General features: G+C 62.3%; 20 protein-coding genes. 10 read left to right on the top strand and 10 right to left on the bottom strand.

The genetic code is table 11. The annotated features are described in order from the left end of the window. Window positions 1–14: 14 nt before the first annotated feature. From accC to JMY24_RS33560, 6 genes are all read left to right on the top strand, one after another. Window positions 15–1382, top strand: coding sequence for an acetyl-CoA carboxylase biotin carboxylase subunit (gene accC / locus JMY24_RS33585; protein ID WP_020071265.1), 1368 nt, complete (start codon window positions 15–17; stop codon window positions 1380–1382). 3 nt (window positions 1383–1385) lie between these two features. Continuing rightward, complete coding sequence (gene prmA, locus JMY24_RS33580; protein ID WP_201703684.1) at window positions 1386–2288, top strand: 50S ribosomal protein L11 methyltransferase; 903 nt, start codon at window positions 1386–1388, stop codon at window positions 2286–2288. Window positions 2289–2336: 48 nt separating this feature from the next. Further along, window positions 2337–3635: a DUF3426 domain-containing protein gene (locus tag JMY24_RS33575; protein WP_201703682.1), complete on the top strand. Its 1299-nt coding sequence runs from the start codon at window positions 2337–2339 to the stop codon at window positions 3633–3635. A gap of 73 nt (window positions 3636–3708) precedes the next feature. Then, entirely contained in the window at window positions 3709–4209 is a 501-nt protein-coding gene (tpx, locus tag JMY24_RS33570; protein WP_128595852.1) for a thiol peroxidase, read from the top strand. 97 nt (window positions 4210–4306) lie between these two features. Then, window positions 4307–5245: a carbohydrate kinase family protein gene (locus JMY24_RS33565; RefSeq protein ID WP_128589276.1), complete on the top strand. Its 939-nt coding sequence runs from the start codon at window positions 4307–4309 to the stop codon at window positions 5243–5245. A gap of 24 nt (window positions 5246–5269) precedes the next feature. Then, window positions 5270–5746: an outer membrane lipoprotein gene (locus tag JMY24_RS33560; RefSeq protein ID WP_128595853.1), complete on the top strand. Its 477-nt coding sequence runs from the start codon at window positions 5270–5272 to the stop codon at window positions 5744–5746. Window positions 5747–6051: 305 nt separating this feature from the next. Here JMY24_RS33560 and JMY24_RS33555 read toward each other — a convergent pair whose 3' ends face one another. From JMY24_RS33555 to JMY24_RS33525, 7 genes are all read right to left on the bottom strand, one after another. Further along, window positions 6052–6696, bottom strand: a complete 645-nt coding sequence (locus tag JMY24_RS33555; protein WP_128595854.1) for a histone H1-like DNA-binding protein — start codon at window positions 6694–6696, stop codon at window positions 6052–6054. Between the two features lie 30 nt (window positions 6697–6726). Continuing rightward, window positions 6727–7053, bottom strand: a complete 327-nt coding sequence (locus JMY24_RS33550) for a hypothetical protein (protein ID WP_020071258.1) — start codon at window positions 7051–7053, stop codon at window positions 6727–6729. Between the two features lie 85 nt (window positions 7054–7138). Further along, window positions 7139–8371 carry a ribonucleotide-diphosphate reductase subunit beta gene (locus JMY24_RS33545; RefSeq protein WP_128589270.1) on the bottom strand — a complete coding sequence of 411 codons (1233 nt, stop codon included), beginning with the start codon at window positions 8369–8371 and terminating at the stop codon, window positions 7139–7141. A 638-nt stretch (window positions 8372–9009) separates the two neighbouring features. Further along, complete coding sequence (locus JMY24_RS33540; protein WP_128595855.1) at window positions 9010–12012, bottom strand: ribonucleoside-diphosphate reductase subunit alpha; 3003 nt, start codon at window positions 12010–12012, stop codon at window positions 9010–9012. Between the two features lie 539 nt (window positions 12013–12551). Continuing rightward, on the bottom strand, window positions 12552–13148 hold the full coding sequence (ampD, locus tag JMY24_RS33535; RefSeq protein ID WP_201703680.1) for a 1,6-anhydro-N-acetylmuramyl-L-alanine amidase AmpD: 597 nt from the start codon (window positions 13146–13148) through the stop codon (window positions 12552–12554). After that, a complete protein-coding gene (locus tag JMY24_RS33530) occupies window positions 13145–13468 on the bottom strand; it encodes a PP0621 family protein (RefSeq protein ID WP_128595857.1) in 324 nt (107 codons plus the stop codon). Before JMY24_RS33530 ends, ampD begins: the two co-directional genes overlap by 4 nt. A 9-nt stretch (window positions 13469–13477) precedes the next feature. Continuing rightward, window positions 13478–14431: a cytochrome C assembly family protein gene (locus tag JMY24_RS33525; protein WP_128589622.1), complete on the bottom strand. Its 954-nt coding sequence runs from the start codon at window positions 14429–14431 to the stop codon at window positions 13478–13480. A gap of 81 nt (window positions 14432–14512) precedes the next feature. Here JMY24_RS33525 and ffh point away from each other — a divergent pair, with 81 nt between their 5' ends. Beyond that, entirely contained in the window at window positions 14513–15880 is a 1368-nt protein-coding gene (gene ffh, locus JMY24_RS33520; RefSeq protein ID WP_128589620.1) for a signal recognition particle protein, read from the top strand. A 120-nt stretch (window positions 15881–16000) separates the two neighbouring features. Continuing rightward, the gene (locus JMY24_RS33515) at window positions 16001–16552 is read left to right on the top strand and encodes a hypoxanthine-guanine phosphoribosyltransferase (RefSeq protein WP_128589618.1); all 552 of its coding nucleotides are present in this window, start codon (window positions 16001–16003) and stop codon (window positions 16550–16552) included. Window positions 16553–16731: 179 nt separating this feature from the next. On the opposite strand, the gene JMY24_RS33510 is transcribed toward JMY24_RS33515, so the two are convergent. Both JMY24_RS33510 and JMY24_RS33505 read right to left on the bottom strand, forming a co-directional pair. After that, window positions 16732–17331, bottom strand: a complete 600-nt coding sequence (locus JMY24_RS33510; RefSeq protein ID WP_020071248.1) for a MarC family protein — start codon at window positions 17329–17331, stop codon at window positions 16732–16734. Between the two features lie 12 nt (window positions 17332–17343). After that, complete coding sequence (locus tag JMY24_RS33505) at window positions 17344–19080, bottom strand: proline--tRNA ligase (protein ID WP_201703678.1); 1737 nt, start codon at window positions 19078–19080, stop codon at window positions 17344–17346. A gap of 298 nt (window positions 19081–19378) precedes the next feature. On the opposite strand from JMY24_RS33505, the gene JMY24_RS33500 reads away from it, so the two are divergent. Together JMY24_RS33500 and JMY24_RS33495 are read left to right on the top strand one after the other, a co-directional pair. Continuing rightward, on the top strand, window positions 19379–20122 hold the full coding sequence (locus JMY24_RS33500) for an RNA pyrophosphohydrolase (RefSeq protein WP_128589626.1): 744 nt from the start codon (window positions 19379–19381) through the stop codon (window positions 20120–20122). A gap of 86 nt (window positions 20123–20208) precedes the next feature. Then, a complete protein-coding gene (locus tag JMY24_RS33495; RefSeq protein ID WP_128589616.1) occupies window positions 20209–20766 on the top strand; it encodes a CNP1-like family protein in 558 nt (185 codons plus the stop codon). A gap of 87 nt (window positions 20767–20853) precedes the next feature. On the opposite strand, the gene proB is transcribed toward JMY24_RS33495, so the two are convergent. Then, window positions 20854–21972, bottom strand: a complete 1119-nt coding sequence (proB, locus tag JMY24_RS33490) for a glutamate 5-kinase (protein WP_128595858.1) — start codon at window positions 21970–21972, stop codon at window positions 20854–20856. Window positions 21973–22011: the final 39 nt, after the last annotated feature.

Below are 22011 nucleotides of genomic sequence, written 5' to 3'. Positions count from 1 at the left end.
TCGAAAAACCCGCTATGTTTGAAAAAATCCTCATTGCCAATCGTGGCGAGATCGCGCTTCGCATCCAGCGCGCCTGCCGCGAACTGGGCGTCAAGACGGTCGTCGTCTATTCCGAAGCCGACAAGGAAGCCAAGTACGTCAAGCTTGCCGACGAAGCCGTCTGCATCGGCCCTGCACCTTCCAATCTGAGCTACCTGAATATGCCGGCGCTGATCAGCGCCGCGGAAGTCACGGACGCCGAGGCGATCCACCCCGGTTACGGCTTCCTGTCGGAAAACGCCGACTTCGCCGAACGTGTCGAGCAATCCGGCTTCACCTTCATCGGTCCGCGTCCGGAAACCATCCGGATGATGGGCGACAAGGTCACTGCCAAGCAGACCATGATCAAGACCGGCGTGCCTTGCGTGCCGGGTTCTGAAGGCGCATTGCCGGAAGATCCGAAAGAGATCGTGAAGATTGCGCGGCAAGTCGGCTATCCGGTCATCATCAAGGCCGCCGGCGGCGGCGGCGGCCGCGGCATGCGCGTCGTCCACACCGAAGCGGCGCTCGTCAACGCGGTCAACATGACGCGCGAAGAAGCCGGCCGTGCGTTCGGCAACCCGCAGGTCTACATGGAAAAATTCCTGGAGAACCCGCGGCACATCGAAATTCAGGTGCTGTCCGATTCGTTCAAGAACGCGGTCTGGCTCGGCGAGCGCGATTGCTCGATGCAGCGCCGTCACCAGAAAGTGATCGAAGAAGCGCCGGCGCCCGGCATTGCGCGCCGTCTGATCGACCGCATCGGCGATCGTTGCGCGGATGCGTGCAAGAAGATGGGCTACCTTGGCGCCGGTACGTTCGAGTTCCTGTACGAAAACGGCGAGTTCTACTTCATTGAAATGAACACGCGCGTGCAGGTCGAGCACCCGGTGACCGAACTGATCACGGGCGTCGACATCGTCCAGGAACAGATCCGCATTGCGGCCGGCGAAAAGCTCGCGTTCCGTCAGCGCGACATCGTGTTCAAGGGCCATGCGATCGAATGCCGGATCAATGCTGAAGATCCGTTCAAGTTCATTCCGTCGCCGGGACGCCTCACGTCGTGGCACATGCCGGGCGGTCCTGGCATCCGCGTTGATTCGCATGCCTACAATGGCTATTTCGTGCCGCCGAACTATGATTCGATGATCGGCAAGCTGATCGCTTACGGCGCCACGCGCGAGCAGGCAATCAAGCGGATGCGCATCGCTCTGTCGGAAATGGTCGTCGAAGGAATCCAGACGAACATCCCGTTGCATCGCGAGCTGATGCTGGACGCAAAGTTCGTCGAAGGCGGCACGAGCATTCACTACCTCGAAAACCGGTTGGCCGCGAAGCTGCAGGCCGCGCCGGAAGAAGCGTAAGTCATGAGTTACCGGGAACTGGTCGCCGAATTGGCACGCGAGCATGCAGAGGAGTTTTCCGACGCGCTGCTCGAGTTGGGCGCACTGTCCGTATCGGTCGAAGATGCGGACGCCGATACGCCCGACGAGCAGCCGCTTTTCGGCGAGCCCGGTCTCACGCCCGACCGCACGGCCTGGCAGCGTTCGCGCGTGATCGCGCTGCTCGCAGCGGAACACGAACCGGCGGTGCTGCTCGCCGCCGCGGCGAACGAGGTCGGCCTTGCTGTGACGCCGTCGTTCACCGTGCGTGAAGTTGAAGAACAGGATTGGGTGCGGCTCACGCAATCGCAGTTCGATCCGATTCCGATCGGCGAGCGCATCTGGGTCGTGCCTTCGTGGCACGACGCGCCGGACCCGAACGCGCTGGTGCTCGAACTGGATCCGGGCCTCGCGTTCGGCACCGGCAGCCATCCCACCACGCGCCTGTGCATGGAGTGGCTCGAGCAATCGGTGAAGCCTGGGCAATCCGTGCTCGACTACGGTTGCGGCTCCGGCATTCTCGCGATTCTCGCAAAAAAATGCGGCGCCGATCCTGTGTACGGCATCGACATCGATCCGCAAGCGGTCGAGTCGGCGCGTCATAACAGCGAGCGCAACCGCGCTGAAGTCATCTACGGTCTGCCCAACGAATGCCCTGCCGGCGAATTCGATATCGTCGTTGCCAATATCCTGTCCAATCCGCTCAAGCTGATGGCTTCGATGCTCTCGTCGAAGGTCAAGCCGGGCGGCCGCATCGCACTGTCGGGCATTCTGGCGCGCCAGGCTGACGAAGTCGCGCAGGTGTACGCTCGATGGATCGACATCGGCGTATGGCGCGAACACGAAGGCTGGGTATGTCTAACGGGAACACGCCGCGAAAGCCATTAGAATAAGGCGTATTGTCCAACCAACGGCCCCTCGGCTAACCGGCTCAATATGCTTCTGGCGACGCGCTGTCCCTTCTGTGAAACCGTCTTCCGTCTGCAACCGACGCAGTTGGCGCTGCGCCGCGGCCTCGTGCGTTGCGGGCAATGCCACGAAGTATTCGACGCATCCGGCAGCCTCTTCGACATAAGCGAGGGGGGCGACTTCTCCACCGCCAGACAGGTCTCCGCAGCCGCGGCGATAGAGGCACTCTCCGGCGTGCGCCCGAGCGGCGCAGACTTCAGCCCCGCCGCGTGGGATCCCTGGGCGCCGCGGCCCACGCCGCTCTTCGAGGAACGCTTCCGCCATAACGCACAGAGCGTCTCGGCCCAGCCCGGCTACACCGGCGCAAGCACCTCTGGCGCACCCGGCCATGCCGCGACGGAGCCCACGTTGCCTCCCGGCGCACCCAGCGCACCCAGCGCGGCGACACCAGCCGACCACGAACCGCTGCTCGCGGACGCGCCGCTCGAACCCTTCGCCTATGAAGCCGAGCCGCCCGCCGAAGAAGCGCCGCACGTGTGGCACAAGACCGAACGCCCTTCCGACTTTCCGATCGACGAACCGGTGCTCAACGAGTCGGCTTCGTTCCATGGATTCTCGGACAACGAACCGCATTTCGGAACGACCGGCGTAGGCGCGGCCGGCCTCGGCGCAACTCACCCGCATCCGTATTCCGCCGATCCGGGCGATCCGGCCGATCCCGATCTGCGCGGGCCGACTCGCGCGGCTGCCACGCCGAGCGGTGAGCCGTTCTCGGTGCAGCCGCCGATCAGCGACGACATGGATCCGTTTGCGGTAGTGCGAGAAACGCGTGCCGCCGAACCGCGGCGCCTTGCATGGATCGTCGGCGGATCGGTGGCGGCGGTCTTGCTCGTCATCGCATTGCTTGCGCAACTCGCGTGGTGGCAGCGCGAAACCGTACTCGTCTATCTGCCGGGCACCCAGACGCTGTACGCGAAGGTTTGCGCGCACCTCGGCTGTCAGCTCACGGCGCCGCACGATATCGACGGCTTGCAGGTGGAGCCGTCTGATTTGCGGCAAATCGACGGGCCGCACAAGCTCGAACTGCGAATGCCGCTGCGCAACCGCTTTAACGTCGCGCTAGCCTATCCGGCGATCGAACTCACACTTCTGGACGATCAGAACAACGTGGCGTTGCGCCGCGTGCTGTTTCCGCAAGACTACGTTGCTCCGGGTACGCCGATCGCAGCGGGTCTGCCGCCGCACATGACGCAAACCATGATCGTGCACTTGGATACCGGCAACGCGGTCGCCTCCAATTTCCGCGTACAGATCTTCTATCCGTAACGCATCCCTGCGCGCCTCGCGTCGAGCGGGCGCGTTCACCGTCATCACAGACGAACTTTCGGAGCACAACAACATGAGTCAAGTCACGCTGGGTGGTAACCCGATCGATGTAGCCGGCACCTTCCCGTCGGTGGGCCAGAGCGCTCCCGCTTTCTCGCTGGTCGGCAAGGATCTGAAGCCGCTGTCGCTCGCCGATTTCGCCGGCAAGCGCAAGGTGTTGAACATTGTCCCGAGCCTCGACACGCCGACGTGCGCGACCTCGACCCGCAAGTTCAACGAAGCCGCTGCGAAGCTGAGCAACACGGCTGTGATCGTCGTATCGGGCGACCTGCCGTTCGCCGCCTCGCGCTTTTGCACGACGGAAGGCATCGAGAACGTCGTGACGGCCTCGACCTTCCGCGGCCATGAATTTGCGCAGGCGTACGGCGTCGACGTGACGAGCGGTCCGCTTGCGGGTCTCACGGCGCGCGCGGTTGTCGTGATCGACGAGAACGACAAGGTGGTTCATGCGGAACTGGTCGGCGAAATCAAGAACGAACCGAACTACGACGCAGCACTTGCCGCGCTGAAGTAAAACTTCACCGCACGAAGACTCCGGCGCCGCGCTTCACGCGCGGCGCTGTCACATCGTCACTAGCTATTTCTTCATTCTTTTTTACAGGACGCTCGCCTTGGCTACGCTGATTTGCGGCTCGCTCGCCTACGACAACATCATGACCTTCGAAGGCCGCTTCCGGGAGCACATCCTGCCGGAGCAGGTCCACATCCTGAACGTGAGTTTTCTCGTGCCGACAATGCGCCGCGAGTTCGGCGGCTGCGCGGGCAACATCGCGTATTCGCTGAACCTGCTTGGCGGCGACGCGCGCATCATGGGCACGCTCGGCGCGGTCGACGCCCAGTTGTACATGGACCGGTTCGCTCAACTCGGGCTGTCGACGGAAAACGTGCTGGTCGTGCCGGGCACCTATTCGGCGCAGGCCATGATCACCACCGACCTCGAGAACAACCAGATCACCGCGTTCCATCCGGGCGCGATGATGCAGTCGCACCTGAACCGCGCGGACGAAGCGAGAGGCATCACACTCGGCATCGTCGCGCCCGACGGCTACGACGGCATGGTCCAGCATTCGGAACACCTGGCAGCGGCGGGCGTGCCGTTCATCTTCGATCCAGGTCAAGGTTTGCCGCTCTTCGAGGGTGCTGCACTGCGGCGCATGATTGAACTTGCGACTTACGTAGCTGTCAACGATTACGAAGCCAAACTCGTGAGCAACAAGACTGGCTGGTCGATCGAAGAGATCGCCGGCAAGGTAGAAGCGCTCATCGTCACGCTCGGCGAACACGGTGCGCAGATTCATCACGCGGGCGGGGTCGAAGAGATTCCGGCCGTCAAGGCACAGCAGGTGCTCGACCCGACAGGATGCGGCGACGCGTTCCGTGGCGGCTTGCTGTACGGCATCGAGAACAAGCTCGGCTGGGCGACCACCGGCCGTCTCGCGAGCCTGATGGGCGCGCTGAAGATCGAGCATCAGGGTCCGCAAAACTATGCGCCGACCCGGGCGCAGATCAACGAACGGTTCAAGCAGGCGTTCGGGTACGACCTGCCGTAATACCGAAGCTATTGGAGTTAGGGAATGAGAATAACGAGTCGCCTGATAGTGGCCACCTTGATCGCCGGTTCGCTGGGCATGTCGGGGTGCGCATACAACAGCAGCTCTGCCGACGTTTACACGGCGTCGCAGGCACAGCGCGAAGAAACGGTCCGCATGGGCACGGTCGACAGTGTGCGCGCAGTCAAGATCAGTTCGAACAACGGTCAGCCGAGCGGCATTGGCGCAGTCGGCGGCGGCGCTCTCGGTGCAGTGGCGGGCAGCAGGATCGGCGGCGGCACCGGCTCGATCATCACCGGAATTATTGGCGGTCTGGCGGGTGCGGTGGCCGGCAACACGGTCGAGAACAGCGTGGCCGTGCGCGACGGTCTGGAGGTTACCGTGCGGCTCGACAACGGCGACATCCGCGCAATTACGCAAAGCTCAACCGGCGAGATCTTCCGCGCCGGCGACCGTGTTCGGCTTCTTTCTAGCGGCGGCGTTACGCGCGTCACGCACTAAGGTTCCCCTCTCGAACGGCCAGGCATTACGCGGCCGCGTCGACCTCACACGCATGCCCTCCCCTGTGCATGCGTTTTTTTTCGCCTGCGCGCAGCTCGTGCGTGCGTGACTGCATCCGCGCGTCGACGCTCCACGTTTTGCACCGACGAAAAAAATCCCGTCGCCGGAAACCGGCAACGGGACCCTGACCGAGTAGCGCTCGCGAAGCTACGTTAAGCGCCACTCGATCATTGGACGCATCGAGCGATGCGTCGAAGCACTTCTACTGCTTACTGACCTGCTTACTGACCTGCTTACTGAGCTGCTTACGGACGGCTGCCCGTCGGGAACGGCCATGCCGCTGCCGGGTTCAGCGCGGTCTTCACCGTCGCCGCCGGTGCGCTCGAAACAGAAGTCGCAGCGGGTGCAGGCGCAGCCTTCTTGGCGACAGCCTTCTTGGCAGGCGCAGCCTTCTTCGCAGGAGCAGCGGCCTTCTTCGCAGGAGCAGCCTTCTTGGCAGGCGCAGCCTTTTTAGCAGCAGCCTTTTTCGCAGGCGCAGCCTTCTTGGCAGCAGCCTTTTTCGCAGGCGCGGCTTTCTTCGCAGCAGCCTTCTTCGCAGGCGCGGCCTTCTTGGCTGCGGCCTTCTTAGCCGGTGCGGCCTTCTTCGCAGCCGCCTTCTTGGCCGGTGCTGCCTTCTTCGCTGCGGCCTTCTTCGCCGGCACTGCCTTCTTCGCGGCTACCTTCTTCGCCGGTGCGGCTTTCTTGGCTGCAACCTTCTTAGCCGGTGCAGCCTTCTTCGCTGCTACCTTCTTAGCCGGTGCTGCTTTCTTTGCCGCGACCTTCTTGGCCGGCGCTGCCTTCTTCGCTGCTACTTTCTTTGCCGGTGCTGCCTTCTTCGCCGGAGCTGCCTTCTTTGCTGCGACCTTCTTTGCTGCAGGCTTCTTAGCGGCGGCTTTCTTTGCAGTTGCCATCATTTTCTCCTTCAGGTTTTCAGATGAGAGTCAGTTCAAACTACACCCTTCGTCAAAACCCGCTTCCCGCGGACGCTTCTCAGGGCGCGCGCTACGAAGCGGGCTATTCATCGGCGTACGCAGGTGCCGCGCGCTTACGCTAATGAATGCGGTAAGGCGCGCCGTGCCCGAAGGCACCGCGCGCCAAATGTCATCGGTGTTGGGTTTCAACACCGGCAATTGCTTGATCGAGCCACCGGCGATAACGCCGGCGACTTTTTCCGGGGGGAAGTTTGCCCATCCCACTGAAGGGTTCGCAAAGTGCCTGTCATGTTTGTGGGCCGCGAAGGCACGCGGCGCACCGGGCACGCTTTGCATCAGGCGGTTCAGCTCCTAAACATAATTGCCGCGGCCGAGGCCCACGGCATCCCCATCGATGAATGCATCTACGGCACGACCCGGATCACTCCCAGGTCAGCGCGCCGCCAGTCTGATATTCGATCACACGCGTCTCGAAGAAGTTGCGCTCCTTCTTCAGGTCGATCATCTCGCTCATCCACGGGAACGGGTTTTCCTCGTTCGGGTACAGCGGATCGAGACCGATCTGCTGGCAACGGCGGTTGCAGATGAAGCGGAGATAGCTCTTGAACATCGACGCATTGAGGCCGAGCACCCCGCGCGGCATCGTGTCTTCTGCGTAACGATATTCAAGTTCGACCGCTTGCTGGAAGATCTCGCGGATTTCCGCGCGGAACTCAGCCGTCCAGAGTTGCGGGTTTTCAAGTTTGATCTGGTTGATGAGGTCGATGCCGAAGTTGCAGTGCATCGACTCGTCGCGCAGGATGTACTGGTACTGTTCCGCGGCGCCGGTCATCTTGTTCTGACGGCCGAGCGCCAGGATTTGCGTAAAGCCGACGTAGAAGAACAAGCCTTCCATCACGCAGGCGAACACGATCAGGGAGCGCAGCAGCGTCTGGTCAGTCTCGAGCGTGCCGGTCTGGAAACCCGGATCGGTCAGCACGTTGATGTACGGAATGAGGAATTCGTCTTTCGCGCGGATCGAGGAGACCTCGTGATACGCGTTGAAGATTTCGCCCTCGTCGAGGCCCAGCGATTCGACGATGTACTGGTAGGCGTGTGTGTGGATCGCTTCTTCGAACGCCTGGCGCAGCAGGAACTGGCGGCATTCGGGAGCCGTGATGTGGCGGTAGGTGCCCAGCACGATGTTGTTGGCGGCGAGGGAGTCGGCCGTGACGAAGAAGCCCAGGTTGCGCTTGACGATGCGGCGCTCGTCTTCGGTCAGCCCGTTCGGGTCTTTCCAGAGGGCGATGTCGCGCGACATGTTCACTTCTTGCGGCATCCAGTGGTTGGCGCAACCAGCCAGATACTTTTCCCAAGCCCACTTGTACTTGAACGGCACCAACTGATTCACGTCAGTCTGGCCGTTGATGATGCGCTTGTCGGCGACATTCACTCGCGCTTCCGAAACCGCAGCGGTTCCAGCAGCATGAGCAACGGTAGCAGCGGGAGCGACAGCGATGTCGTTCGCGAAGATGTCTTGAGCCGAGGGAGCATGAGGAGCGGAACGCGTTCCGACTTGCGAACCGACAGCCGGTCCCGCAGCGTTGCGCAACACGTTCTGTTGCGTAGCGCTCGAGGGAGTTACGGCAGTGATCTCGTCATCCCAGTTGAGCATAAATGTCACCATCAATTTAGAACGGTTTGTACCATCTTTTCACGAGCGATAAAAGAGTCCGCTCGCGAAAAATCCTGTTTTCGATTCGCGTTGCTACGTTCATACAACACTTTGTTCAACAGACTGTGTACGTTGCCTCGTACGAAGCGAGTTGAACGTGTGTCGTCGAGGTGCTTCGCGAGCTCGAAGAGCAACGTGTTGAAGCGTCGTTTCGCTGCTCTATCTATCTGTATTGCGGAGTGCGTTTGCTGTGTCTTGCACTTCTCTGCGCGTTGCCGGTTCGTCCGCGCTAGCGAGATGAAGTTCAATGCAATGTCGAGCGATGCATGTGGCCGACTGCGTTGTTCGCTCCATCGGTCGAAGCGTTGGTGAAGCGCCGGGTCTTGCACTCGGGTGTTGTCTCGCGCGCTTCGTGGAGTGCCGACTCGTTGCTTCGTTGCGCTTGTCGCTTCGTCGCTTCGGTGCTTCGCTTCGTTGCTGTCGATGAGCGGTGCGGCCTTGCTGACTTCGTCTATCCTGCTCGCCGCGCCGCTCGTCGGTTTATATCTGCTTCATCTCTATCAGGTTCGTTGATCGCTGCATGCGGGTCTTTACCTGGAACCCGTCAGCAAGCAACGAACCCGCTTGCTGCTCGACGCTTACTGGCAAGCCTCGCATTCGTCGAAGCCAGGGTCGCCCGGACGCATCATGCACACGGGACCGTCCGCTTCGGGCGCGTCTTCCACTGCGACTGCCGGCGCTGCCGCTGCTGCCTGGAGGCCGCCTGCATTGCCCAGTGCACCGCCGCTCGCGCCAAAGCCGCCTGCCGCGCCGCCGCCGACACCACCCGTGCCTTCACCGCCGCCCCAACTCACTGCGTTGAGCGCGCCGTGAGCGACCGTCGACTTCTCGACGTGCGTTGCCGCCATCGTGCGGAGGTAGTACGTGGTCTTCAGACCGCGCACCCATGCGAGCTTGTAGATCTCGTCGAGCTTCTTACCCGATGCGCCGCCCATGTAGATGTTCAGCGACTGCGCCTGGTCGATCCACTTCTGACGGCGCGACGCCGCTTCGACGAGCCACTTCGGATCGACTTCGAACGCGGTCGCGTAGATCGCGCGCAGGTCGGCCGGAATACGGTCGATGCGCGAGAGCGTGCCGTCGAAGTACTTCAGGTCGGCGACCATCACCTCGTCCCACAGGCCGCGCGCCTTCAGGTCGCGCACCAGGTAGTCGTTGACCACCGTGAACTCGCCCGACAGGTTCGACTTCACATACAGGTTCTGGAACGTCGGCTCGATGCAAGCCGACACGCCGATGATGTTCGAGATCGTCGCCGTCGGCGCGATCGCGATGCAGTTCGAGTTGCGCATGCCGTAAGTGGCGATGCGCTCACGCAGTTCCGTCCAGTCCATCGACTCGCTCGAATCGACTTCGACATAGCCGCCGCGCGCGTCGGCCAGCAGCTTGACCGAGTCTTGCGGGAGGATGCCGCGATCCCACAGCGAGCCGCGGTAGCTGGAGTAACGGCCGCGTTCTTGCGCCAGTTCGGTCGACGCGTAGTAAGCGTAATAGCAAACCGCTTCCATGGACGTGTCGGCGAACTTGACCGCTTCTTCCGACGCGTACGGCGTGCGCAGCAGATGCAGGCAGTCCTGGAAGCCCATGATGCCCATGCCGACCGGACGGTGCTTCAGGTTCGAGTTACGCGCCTTGGCGACTGCGTAATAGTTGATGTCGATCACGTTGTCGAGCATGCGCATCGCGACGCTGACCGTGCGCTTGAGCTTGTCGTGGTCGAGCACGAGCGTGCCGTCGGCCTGTTCCTTCAGATGCGCGACGAGGTTCACGGAGCCCAGGTTGCAGACCGCGATCTCTGAGTCGCTCGTGTTCAGCGTGATTTCCGTGCACAGGTTCGACGAGTGGACGACGCCGACGTGCTGTTGCGGCGAGCGCACATTGCACGGGTCCTTGAACGTGATCCACGGGTGGCCGGTTTCGAACAGCATGCCGAGCATCTTGCGCCACAGTTGCGCCGCGGGCACCTTCTTGAACAGCTTGATCTCGCCGCGCGCGACCTTGTCTTCGTAAGCCGTGTAAGCCGCTTCGAACTCGGCGCCGAACTTGTCGTGCAGATCCGGGCAGGTGGACGGCGAGAACAGCGTCCAGTCGCCGCCTTCCATCACGCGCTTCATGAACAGGTCGGGAATCCAGTTCGCCGTGTTCATGTCGTGCGTGCGACGACGGTCGTCGCCGGTGTTCTTGCGCAGCTCGAGGAATTCTTCAATATCCAGGTGCCACGTTTCGAGGTACGCGCACACCGCGCCCTTGCGCTTGCCGCCCTGGTTCACGGCGACTGCCGTGTCGTTGACGACCTTCAGGAACGGCACGACGCCTTGCGACTTGCCATTGGTGCCCTTGATGTGCGAGCCGAGCGCACGCACACGCGTCCAGTCGTTGCCGAGACCGCCGGCAAACTTCGAGAGCAGCGCGTTTTCCTTCAGCGCTTCGTAGATGCCGTCCAGGTCGTCGTCGACTGTGGTGAGATAGCACGACGACAGTTGCGAGCGGCGCGTGCCCGAGTTGAACAGCGTCGGCGTGGACGACATGAAGTCGAAGCTCGACAGCACGTTGTAAAACTCGATCGCGCGCGCTTCGCGGTCGATCTCGTTCAGCGACAGGCCCATTGCGACACGCATAAAGAATGCCTGGGGCATTTCGATACGCACGCCGTCGTGGTGCAGGAAGTAACGGTCATACAGCGTCTGCAGACCGAGGTAGCCGAATTGCAGGTCGCGGTTGTTGTCGAGCGCGGCACCCAGGCGCTTCAAGTCGAACTGCAGCAGCTTGTCGTCGAGCAGCTCGGCTTGCACGCCGCGCTTGATGAACTGCGGGAAGTATTCGGCATAACGCTCGCCCATTTCGGCTTGCGTGACTTCTTCTTCGAGGATCTCGCGGCGGATGGTGTGCAGCAGGATGCGAGCGGTGACCTGGCTGTAGGCCGGATCTTTTTCGATCATCGTACGGGCAGCCAGAATCGCCGAGTCGTAGACCTGGCTCATCGGCACGCCGTCGTACAGATTCTTCACCGTTTCCGCGACGATCGGCTCCGCGCTCACCGCGTCACCCAGGTTCGCGCAAGCGGACTCGATAATGCCGCGCAGTGCAGCGAGGTCGAGCGGATGCGTCACGCCGTTGTCCGTGACCGTGAGGCCCGGCGTGCCGGCGGCAGCGTGATCGTCATGAGCGCGCGCCTGCGTGCGCTTCTCGCGATACAGCACGTAGGCACGTGCGACGTTGTGCTCGCCGCCGCGCATCAGCGCGAGTTCGACCTGATCCTGAATGTCTTCGATATGGAACGTGCCGCCGTTCGGACGGCTGCGCAGCAGCGCGCGCACCACGTTCTGCGTCAGTTGCTCGACCAGCTCACGCACACGCGCCGACGCCGCGCCTTGACCACCGTTGACGGCGAGGAATGCCTTCGTCACGGCGATGGCGATCTTCGACGGTTCGAACGACACCACGCTGCCATTACGACGGATCACCTTGTAGTCGGCGTACGTCGCTTGCGGCGCGAGCGCTTGAGTGCCTTGTGCCTGGCCGAAGGCCTGGCCAGTCGGTGATCCCTCATACCGGGTCGTCACGTTGTCGGTGGTTTGCATGTGCAAAGCTCCTGGTCCTGGAAATGTTGCGGCGAGTGCCGCGGATTAAAACGAACGCTGCGCCGCCGCGTGCGCAAGCGAGGAGGTGCAGGAAAAAGACCGGCCTGGGCGGCTGGCGGGATGCGACTGCGATGAAGCCTGATTCGAATTGAAAACGGTCTTCGTCGTATATGTCGCGATCACTCTCAGCCCCTTTCCTGATGCTTATGATTGCCGCCGGCTGGTCAGGTCCGGCTGCGCTGCAGGAATTATTTTTCGCTGCCTGGAATGCTTGCGGCGCCGTGCTCGGAGAGCGGGGCGCCGCGACTTGTGCACTTAGTTATGCACTCGGTTATTCACACAGTTATACACAGGACACACAATATCTAGTGCGTAACTGAATTTGTGGCACCAAGTATAGTGGAGATTCGAGACAGGTCAAACGCTTTTATTTGCTTTTGAAGTCTTGACTTTTGGTCCGCGCGGCGCGATGCCCTCCGCCTGCAGAAGCAGGCAGAGCCTCGCTCTGCGGCACTCACGCGACGTCGCGCAAAGTGCCGTTACGGCGTTCTGGAAAACTTGAGATAGGGGAAATACCGATCCGCCAGCAACGTGTCGCGTTGCAGACGCGGCCACTCGAAATGTGGTCCTGGATCTGTCTTGCGGCCGGGCGCTATGTCGGAGTGCCCGGCAAGCGCCTCGATCGGATAGCGAGCCGTCAGCGCACTTACGAGCGAGCCGAGCGTGTGGTATTGCGCCGCCTCGAAAGGAGTGGTGTCGCTGCCTTCCAGTTCGATGCCGATCGAGAAATCATTGCAGCGCTCACGGCCAAAAAAGTTAGATGGGCCCGCGTGCCATGCGCGCTCATTGCACGACACGAACTGCTCGAGCGCGCCGTCGCGATGAATCACGAAATGCGCGGACACGCGCACGCCGCGCAGATGCGCGTCGTAATAAGGATGAGTGTCGCAATCGAGCGTATTGAGAAACAGTTCGGCAATCGCCGTGCCGCCAAACTGGTTGGGCGGCAGGCTGATGTTGTGAACCACGATCAGAGTCGGCACCGCGCCTTGCGGCCGTGCTTCGAAATTCGGCGATGGCAGCTTGCGCGCTTGTGCAACCCAACCGTCTGCGTCGACGGCGAACCCGACGCTCATCGAGCGTCGCGGCCCGTGGGTCGCGCGCCGTGCCGCTGCGCGTGCGCGGCACTGCAGAACGGCTGCCCGGCAACGACCACCGAGTCGCTCTTCGGCGCATGCACGCCGCACTCGACGCAACGGATCATGGGCTCGGCGAGTTGAGGCGGCTCTGCAGGACGCGCGGCACCATTGCCATTGCCATTACTGGCTGCGCCCGATGCGCCTCGCGCGCCGCCGGCGCCAGTACGTTGTGCCGTATGCGCGTCATGACGGCGCAGCGCCTTCACGAGCCACTGGCCGACGAAGAACAACATGATGAGCAAAAAGATTTGTCGCATGGGGCACGCTCACACTACAGCACGGTGCAACAGCACCTCGAAAACAAAACGGCTGCCGACGTACGCCAGCAGCAACGCGACGAACGACGCCAGCACCCAGCGCAATGCAGCACGGCCGCGCCAGCCGGACACCTTGCGCGCCGTCAGAAGCGCGCCGAACATTACCCACGACAGGATCGCGAACACGGTCTTGTGATCGAGCCGCAGCGCGCGGTCGACCAGTTGCTCGCTGAACAGAATGCCCGACACGAGCGTCAGCGTGAGCAGCACGAAACCGGCGCCGATCAGACGGAACAGCAGCTTCTCGAGTGTGAGCAACGGCGGCAGCGTGTCGAGCCAGCTGGACAGCCAGCCGTTGCCCGCCGCAGCCACATTCCGCTGCGCGATGCCGCCGCGCATTGCATGAAGACGCCGCTCGACGAGCAGCATCAGAATGGCGTGCAGCGCCGCGATCGCGAACAGACCATAGGCGATGTTGGCGATCAGGAAGTGCAGTTTGAACATGGGCGCGGCCGAATACGGCAGCACCCGCACGCCGTTGAACGCGAGCGGCAATAGCGAGGCGACGCAGGCGAGCGGCAACACCAGCAGACGCAGTCCGTCGAGCGGAAAGAAAAAGCTTTCTATCCAGTAGATGCCGGCGCCGAGCCAGAACATTGCGGACAGCGCAAACGCGAAGCCGAACACCATCGCGTTCTGCGGGAAGATCGTGGTATGCAGCAGCACGCCGTGCGCGAGCAGCGCGACGAACAGCAACGCGCGGCCCGACGAACTCATGCCCGAAGCCGCCGAGCCGGCGAACCCGGACTGTGTCTGTGTGTTCGCGCCAGTGGTTGCGGCAGCCGGCATCGGCGGAACGCTTTCCAGCACGGGGCGCGACCCGGCGTGCCGGTGCGAGCGCCAGCCGGCCACGGCGAGTCCGCCGTACAGGAGCGCAGTGAGGGCATACAGTACAATATCCATATTCGAAGTTTACACTAGGCCCCTGCTCCGCGACGTCTTCCACTTCGCGCCCGGCCGGGGCCGCACTGTTCATCGCTCCCCATGCTCGACAATCTGACTCAACGGATGGCGCGCGTCGTCAAGACGCTGCGCGGCGAAGCCCGGCTCACCGAGGCGAACACCCAGGAAATGCTGCGCGAGGTGCGTCTGGCGCTGCTCGAGGCGGATGTGGCGCTGCCCGTCGTGCGCGAGTTCATCTCGAAGGTGAAAGAGAAGGCGCTCGGCGAGGAAGTCATCAGCAGCCTGTCGCCGGGTCAGGCGCTCGTCGGCGTCGTGCAGCGCGAGCTGACCGCGGTGATTGGCGGCGACTACGAAGGCAAGGCCGCCGAGCTGAATCTCGCTGTCACGCCGCCGGCCGTCATTCTGATGGCGGGTCTGCAAGGCGCGGGTAAAACGACCACGGTCGGCAAGCTCGCCAAGCTGCTGCGCGAGAAGTACAAGAAAAAGGTTCTGACTGTTTCGTGCGACGTCTATCGCCCCGCTGCTATCGCGCAGTTGAAGACGGTCACCGAGCAGGTCGGCGCGGACTTCTTCCCGTCGGAACCCGATCAGAAGCCGGTCGACATCGCGCGCGCCGCGGTGGACTGGGCCAAGCGTCACTATCACGACGTGCTGCTGGTCGACACGGCCGGCCGTCTGGGTATCGACGAAGCGATGATGCAGGAAATCACCGCGCTGCACACCACCTTGAAGCCGGCGGAAACACTCTTCGTCGTCGACGCAATGCTCGGCCAGGACGCGGTCAACACCGCGAAAGCATTTAGCGACGCGCTGCCGCTCACCGGCGTGGTGCTCACCAAGCTCGACGGCGACTCGCGCGGTGGCGCGGCGCTCTCGGTGCGTCACGTCACAGGCAAGCCGATCAAGTTCGTCGGCGTCGCGGAAAAGCTCGACGGCCTCGAAGTCTTCTACCCGGATCGTATGGCGAACCGGATTCTCGGCATGGGCGACATTCTCGCTCTCGTCGAGGAAGCGCAACGCGGCGTGGACGTTCAAGCCGCGCAGAAGCTCGCAGATAAGGTCAAGAAAGGCGGCGACTTCGACCTCAATGATTTCCGCGCGCAACTTACGCAAATGAAGGGCATGGGCGGTCTCTCGTCGCTGATGGACAAGCTGCCCGCGCAATTCCAGCAGGCCGCCGCCGGCGCCGACATGAGCCAGGCCGAAAAGCAGATGCGCCGCATGGAAGGCATCATCAATTCCATGACGCCGCTCGAGCGCGCCAAGCCGGATCTCATCAAGGCCACGCGCAAGCGCCGCATCGCCGCGGGCGCGGGCGTGCAGGTGCAGGAAGTCAACCGCATGCTGAACCAGTACGATCAGATGCGCACCATGATGAAGAAGTTGAAGGGCGGCAATCTGCAAAAGATGATGCGCGGCATGAAGGGCATGATGCCCGGCATGCGCTAAGCTTTAGCAAGACGGCGGCGCGCGGGTTGCTGACCCGACCGGCGGCCACCGTCACCATGGGAACTTCCTTCGGGGCGTTCTCACTCACACTATGTATACAGTTACCGCCCGTCAGACGTCATGAACCGCGAAGAAGCTCTCCACATTTTTAGCCACTCCGAAGAAATCGTTTCGGCCGACGAGGTCAACGCGTCGATCAGCGGCATGGCTACCGCCATCCGCAACGAAATGAGCGAGGACTTTCCGCTCGTGCTGTCGGTGATGGGCGGCGCCGCGGTCTTCACAGGCATGCTGTTGCCGCACCTCGATTTCCCGCTCGAGTTCGACTACATCCATCTCACGCGCTACCGCAACACCACCAAGGGCGGCAACGAGATGCAATGGCGCGTGGCGCCGGCTGAGTCGGTGAAGGATCGCGTGGTGCTGGTGCTCGACGACATTCTCGATGAAGGCGAGACGATGGCCGCGATCCGCGACCGCATTCTCGCGATGGGCGCAAAGCGCTTCCTGAGCGCCGTGCTGTGCGAAAAGATCATCCCAAAAGCCAAGCCGCTGCGCCCCGATTACTGCGGCTTCGAAGTGCCGGACCGCTATGTTTTCGGCTGCGGCATGGATGCTAAAGGCTACTGGCGCAACCTGCCGACTATTCGCGCATTGACTGAAGGCGCTTGACTTGCCTGATTAGTCGCCGCGTTGTCTTGCGCGGCGCGAAAATGACGAGATAAAAAAAGCGGCCCGCTGGGCCGCTTTTTGTTGCGTCAAACATTGCTTGCGGGGTTCACTCAGCTGAGTTCGGCTCGGAGATCCGCCCGGCGTCGCCGATTGCCGCTCCGATCGACAGCGCGCGTCACTCAGAGTTGATGCACAAACGCGCGGATACCGCCAAGCATCATCTCCACTGAGATCGCCACCAGCACGAGTCCCATTAGCCGCTCGAATGCCATCATGGTTCGCTCGCCGAGCCACGCCTGAATACGCTCGGCCAGCATCAGCACGACTGCGCAGACGATCATGGTGACGGTCAGCGCGCCGATCCACTCGAACATCTTGCCAGGCGCCTGCGACGTCAGCAGCATCACGGTTGCCAGCGCCGACGGCCCTGCCAGCGCCGGAATGGCAAGCGGCACGATCAGCGGCTCGCCGCCGCGCACGTCGCCGCCGAAAGGGCCGTCCGGATGCGGGAACACCATGCGCAGCGCAATCAGAAACAACACAATGCCGCCGCCGATGCGCAACGACTGGTCGGTGAGACTCATCATGCGCAAAAATGCGTCGCCGACCACCATGAATACCAGCAGGATCGCAAACGCGATCGCGACCTCTCGCAGAATCACTGCGGTGCGCCGCTTCGGCGACACACCGCGCAGACAACTGATGAAGAGCGGAATGTTGCCGAGCGGGTCAGTGATCAGGATCAGCAGCACGGTCGCGGACAGGAAGGTGTACTCCACCGTCCGCCCCGCTTAGCGCGCCAGCGCCGCGCGAACCTTCGCGATCACCGTTTGCGCAGCTTCGTCTACCGGCAGCAAGGTCGCCTCGGCGTCGCGGCGGCCCTGATATTCGAGCTTGCCTTCCTTCAGGCCACGGTCGCCGATCACGAGACGATGCGGCACGCCGATCAGTTCCCAGTCGGCGAACATCACACCGGGGCGCTCGCCGCGATCGTCGAGAATCACGTCGATGCCAGCTTCGACCAGCGCTGCGTACAGCTTGTCAGCCTGCTCGCGCACGGCTTCGCTGCGGTCATAGCCCATCGGGCACAGCACGACTTCGAACGGCGCGATCGATTCCGGCCAGATGATGCCCTTGTCGTCGAAATTCTGTTCGATCGCGGCGCCCAGGATACGTGTGACGCCGATGCCGTAGCAGCCCATTTCCATAGGCTGCGGTTTGCCGTTTTCGTCGAGACAGGTTGCGTTCATCGCTTCGGAATATTTGGTGCCGAGCTGGAACACATGGCCGACTTCGATGCCGCGGCAAATCTCGATCACGCCGTTGCCGTCCGGCGACGGGTCGCCCTTTTTCACGTTGCGAATATCGGCAACGACCGGTTCCGGCAGATCGCGGCCCCAGTTCACGCCCGTGGTGTGGTAGTCCACCTCGTTGGATCCCACTACGAAGTCGCTCATGTTCGCGACCGTGCGGTCCGCGACGACTTTCACCGGCTTCTTCGTGTTGAGCGGACCGAGATAACCCGGCGGCGTGCCGAACGTTTCGATGATCTCGGCCTCGGTCGCCATGCGGAAATCGGCGAGGTCCGGCAACTTGCTTGCCTTGATCTCGTTCAGGTCGTGATCGCCGCGCAGCATCAGCAACCAGATGGTCGGTTCAGCGCCTTCGTTTTCGGTGGCGAGCACGATCGACTTGATGGTGCGCTCCAGCGGAATGTTCAGCAGCTCGGCGACGGCCTCGCACTTTGCCTTGCCCGGCGTCGGCGTCTTTTTCATCTGCTCGGCGGGAGCCGCGCGCTGTGCGTAGAGCGGCAAAGCTTCGGCCGCTTCGACGTTCGCGGCGAAGTCGGAGGTCGGGCAGTAGGCGATTGCGTCCTCACCCGTTTCGGCGATCACGTGGAATTCATGCGAGCCGCTGCCGCCGATCGAACCGTTGTCCGCGGCGACCGCGCGGAAATCGAGCCCGAGGCGCGTGAAGATGCGCACGTACGCGTCGTACATCTTGCGATACGACTCGCGCAGACCTGCCGCGTCCTTGTCGAACGAGTACGCGTCTTTCATGATGAACTCGCGGCCGCGCATCACGCCGAAACGCGGACGGATTTCGTCGCGGAACTTCGTCTGGATCTGATAGAAGTTGACCGGCAACTGACGGTAGCTCTTGATCTGCCCACGCGCGATGTCCGTCACCACTTCTTCGTGGGTCGGTCCGATCACGAAGTCGGATTGCTTGCGGTCTTTGAAGCGAAGGAGTTCAGGGCCGTATTTTTCCCAGCGGCCCGACTCCTGCCACAGCTCGGCCGGCTGCACGGCCGGCATCAGCAACTCGATCGCGCCTGCCCGGTTCATTTCCTCGCGCACGATCGCTTCCACCTTACGAATCGAGCGCAAGCCGATCGGCAGATAGTTATAGATGCCGCCGGCGACGCGGCGGATCATGCCGGCACGCACCATGAGCTTGTGGCTGACGATCTCGGCGTCGGCCGGAGCTTCTTTCAGGGTGCCGATAAAGAAACGGGAAGCTTTCATTCAGATTTTCCAAAAGCGGCGGCTCCGGAGGGACCGCCCGAAAGGGTGAAAACGGGGAAATCGATACGGCTGCGTCGCCGGGCCCGCCCGGTTGCGCCATTCCGGCGCAAGGGCCGCCGCCGGGGCGCCAAAGCCGCCGCGCAAGTCTTTTGCACAAGGGATGAGGCACGGGAAGACGGACAGGCTACCGCAAAGCAGGCCTTTTGCGGCGAATCGTTCCAATCTGGTGCGAATCGGTGCGTCGGGTCCGTTATCTGTTTATAATCAAAGCAATTTTAAAGGATTCGAAGGTGGTTGTATGCTGGATCGTGAAGGCTTTCGCCCGAACGTCGGCATCATCCTCTTGAACGCGCACAACGAGGTGTTTTGGGGCAAACGGCTCCGTGAACATTCCTGGCAGTTTCCGCAAGGGGGCATCAAGTACGGAGAGACCCCCGTGCAAGCGATGTATCGGGAGTTACACGAAGAAACCGGCCTGCTTCCGGAGCACGTCAAGGTGATCGGTCGCACACGCGACTGGTTGCGTTACGAGGTGCCTGACAAGTTCATCAAGCGCGAGGTACGCGGTCACTACCGCGGCCAGAAACAAATCTGGTTCTTGCTCCGAATGGTGGGGCGCGACTGCGACATCTGCTTGCGCGCCACTGACCACCCGGAGTTCGACGCCTGGCGCTGGAACGAGTATTGGGTACCGCTCGACTGTGTGATCGAGTTCAAGCGGGATGTATATCAGTTGGCGCTGACGGAGCTATCCCGTTTCATGCGCCGCACTGCGCCGCGTGCGGAAAAACCTGGCGGGCACCATGGGCCGCGCTATCCCCGGATAGCGTCGTCAATGGAAAGTCCGCCGGATTCCACGGTAATGACGGTGACCACGGTAACGTCCGTCAGAATCGAAACTTCGGTTCACACGACAAGCGTGTCCGATTGCGGCGAAACTGCCGGCTCGGGGAACGAGGCCGGCACCGTATCGGAACTCGACGAAGACTCGGCTCGCGAGACTGCGGGTTCGATGTTCCGTCATCAAGGCGTGCGCAACTGACCATTCTGCGCGGCCGTCTACGTCGCCTATGTCGCCTATGCGGGCGCGGCTTCTCAAGCCGCGCCCGCTTTTTCGAGGAAACCATATTGAAAGCACTTGCTCTCGTCGTGGCGTGCGTCGCCACCGGCGCCCTGCTGGCTGGTTGTTCGAGCGCCGGCAAACCCACCAACAAGGACGACAGCGCCTTTGCCTATCTGCTGGACCGGCCGAGTAACTGGGTCGAAAACAAGGTCGAGACCTTGCCGCCGCTGCCGCAGGACTCGAACCTGCTGCCCTTCGAGGTGTCAGGCAATACGCCGCTGCATTTCGCGATCGACCAGAACTCGCTGACTGTCGGCTCAGACGGCGTCGTGCGCTATACCGTGGTCGTGACGAGCCCGAGTGGCGCCCGCAACGTGAACTACGAAGGCATCCGCTGCGACACCTATGAATGGCGCCTGTATGCCGGTCTGAACGCGGATCACGACGGCTGGGACAAGACAGTCGCGAACGACTTCACGCGTATCGAGAATGGCGCGCTGAACGCGTATCACGCGGTGCTGTATCAGGATTATTTGTGCGCCAACAAGATCCCTACGGGGAGCGCAAAAACGATTGTGGATAACATCCGCTATAAGCGCACGGCGACTTCGTTGGTTCACTGACGCTTCGCCGACGCACCCAGAAAAAAAGCCGTTCCTGCATTCGCTGGAACGGCTTTTTTACATGTTGCGCGTGAGCCGGTTGGTCACTCAAACGAGCACCAGGTTGTCGCGATGAATCAGTTCGGGCTCCAGCATATAGCCCAGCACCGATTCGATCTCGCCGCTCGGACGCCGCTGGATCAGCTTTGTCTCTGCACTGCTGTAGTTGGTGAGGCCGCGCGCCACTTCCCGGCCAGCTGCATTGAGGCACGCGATCACCTCGCCGCGAGCAAACGCGCCCTGCACGCCGACAATTCCGATGGGCAGCAAGCTCTTGCCGCCTGCCGTCAGCTTCTCCACGGCTCCGTCGTCGATCACGACGTGGCCGCGCACCTGCAAGTGATCGGCCATCCATTGCTTGCGCGCCGCCATGCGCGCGGTGCGTGCGATCAACTGCGTGCCGATCGCCTCTCCCGAAGCGAGCCGCGACAGCACGTCTGCTTCGCGCCCGCTCGCGATCACCGTGTTCGCGCCGCTATGAGCGGCGCGCTTGGCGGCGAGAATCTTGGTGAGCATGCCGCCGCGCCCGAGGCTCGAACCGGCGCCGCCGGCCATGGCTTCGAGGTCCGGCGCGCCGGCGTCTGCCTGCTGAACGAGCGTGGCGTTCGGGTCCTTCCGGGGATCGGCGGTGAAAAGCCCTTGCTGATCAGTGAGGATGATGAGCGCGTCGCCCTCAATGAGGTTGGCGACCAGTGCGCCCAGCGTGTCGTTATCGCCGAACTTGATTTCGTCGGTGACGACCGTGTCGTTCTCGTTGATGATTGGCACCACGCCAAGCCGCAGCAGCGTCAGCAACGTGGAACGCGCGTTCAGATAGCGCTCGCGGTCGGCCAGGTCTGCGTGAGTCAGCAGGATCTGCGCGGTCTGGATCGAATGCTCGGCAAAGCGGCTTTCGTAGACCTGCGCGAGGCCCATTTGTCCGACGGCCGCGGCCGCCTGCAATTCGTCGATTTCGCGCGGGCGCCTGGTCCAACCAAGCCGCTGCATTCCTTCGGCGATGGCGCCCGAGCTTACCAGCACCACTTCCTTGCCCTGCGCACGCAATGCGGCAATCTGCGCAGCCCAGCGGCCGATCGCAGCATGATCGAGGCCGCGCCCGTCATTCGTGACGAGGCTCGAGCCGACTTTCACTACCAATCGCCGTGAATCTGCGATGACGGAACGCATTGTGCGCAGCCTCCCAAGATGACGCCTGACGCGCGCCGC

Origin of the sequence: Paraburkholderia kirstenboschensis (genome assembly GCF_904848585.1) — a bacterium.
Taxonomy (GTDB): Bacteria; Pseudomonadota; Gammaproteobacteria; order Burkholderiales; family Burkholderiaceae; genus Paraburkholderia; species Paraburkholderia kirstenboschensis.
Note: the sequence above shows the minus strand (reverse complement) of the source record. Positions and strands in the feature narration are given on the sequence as shown.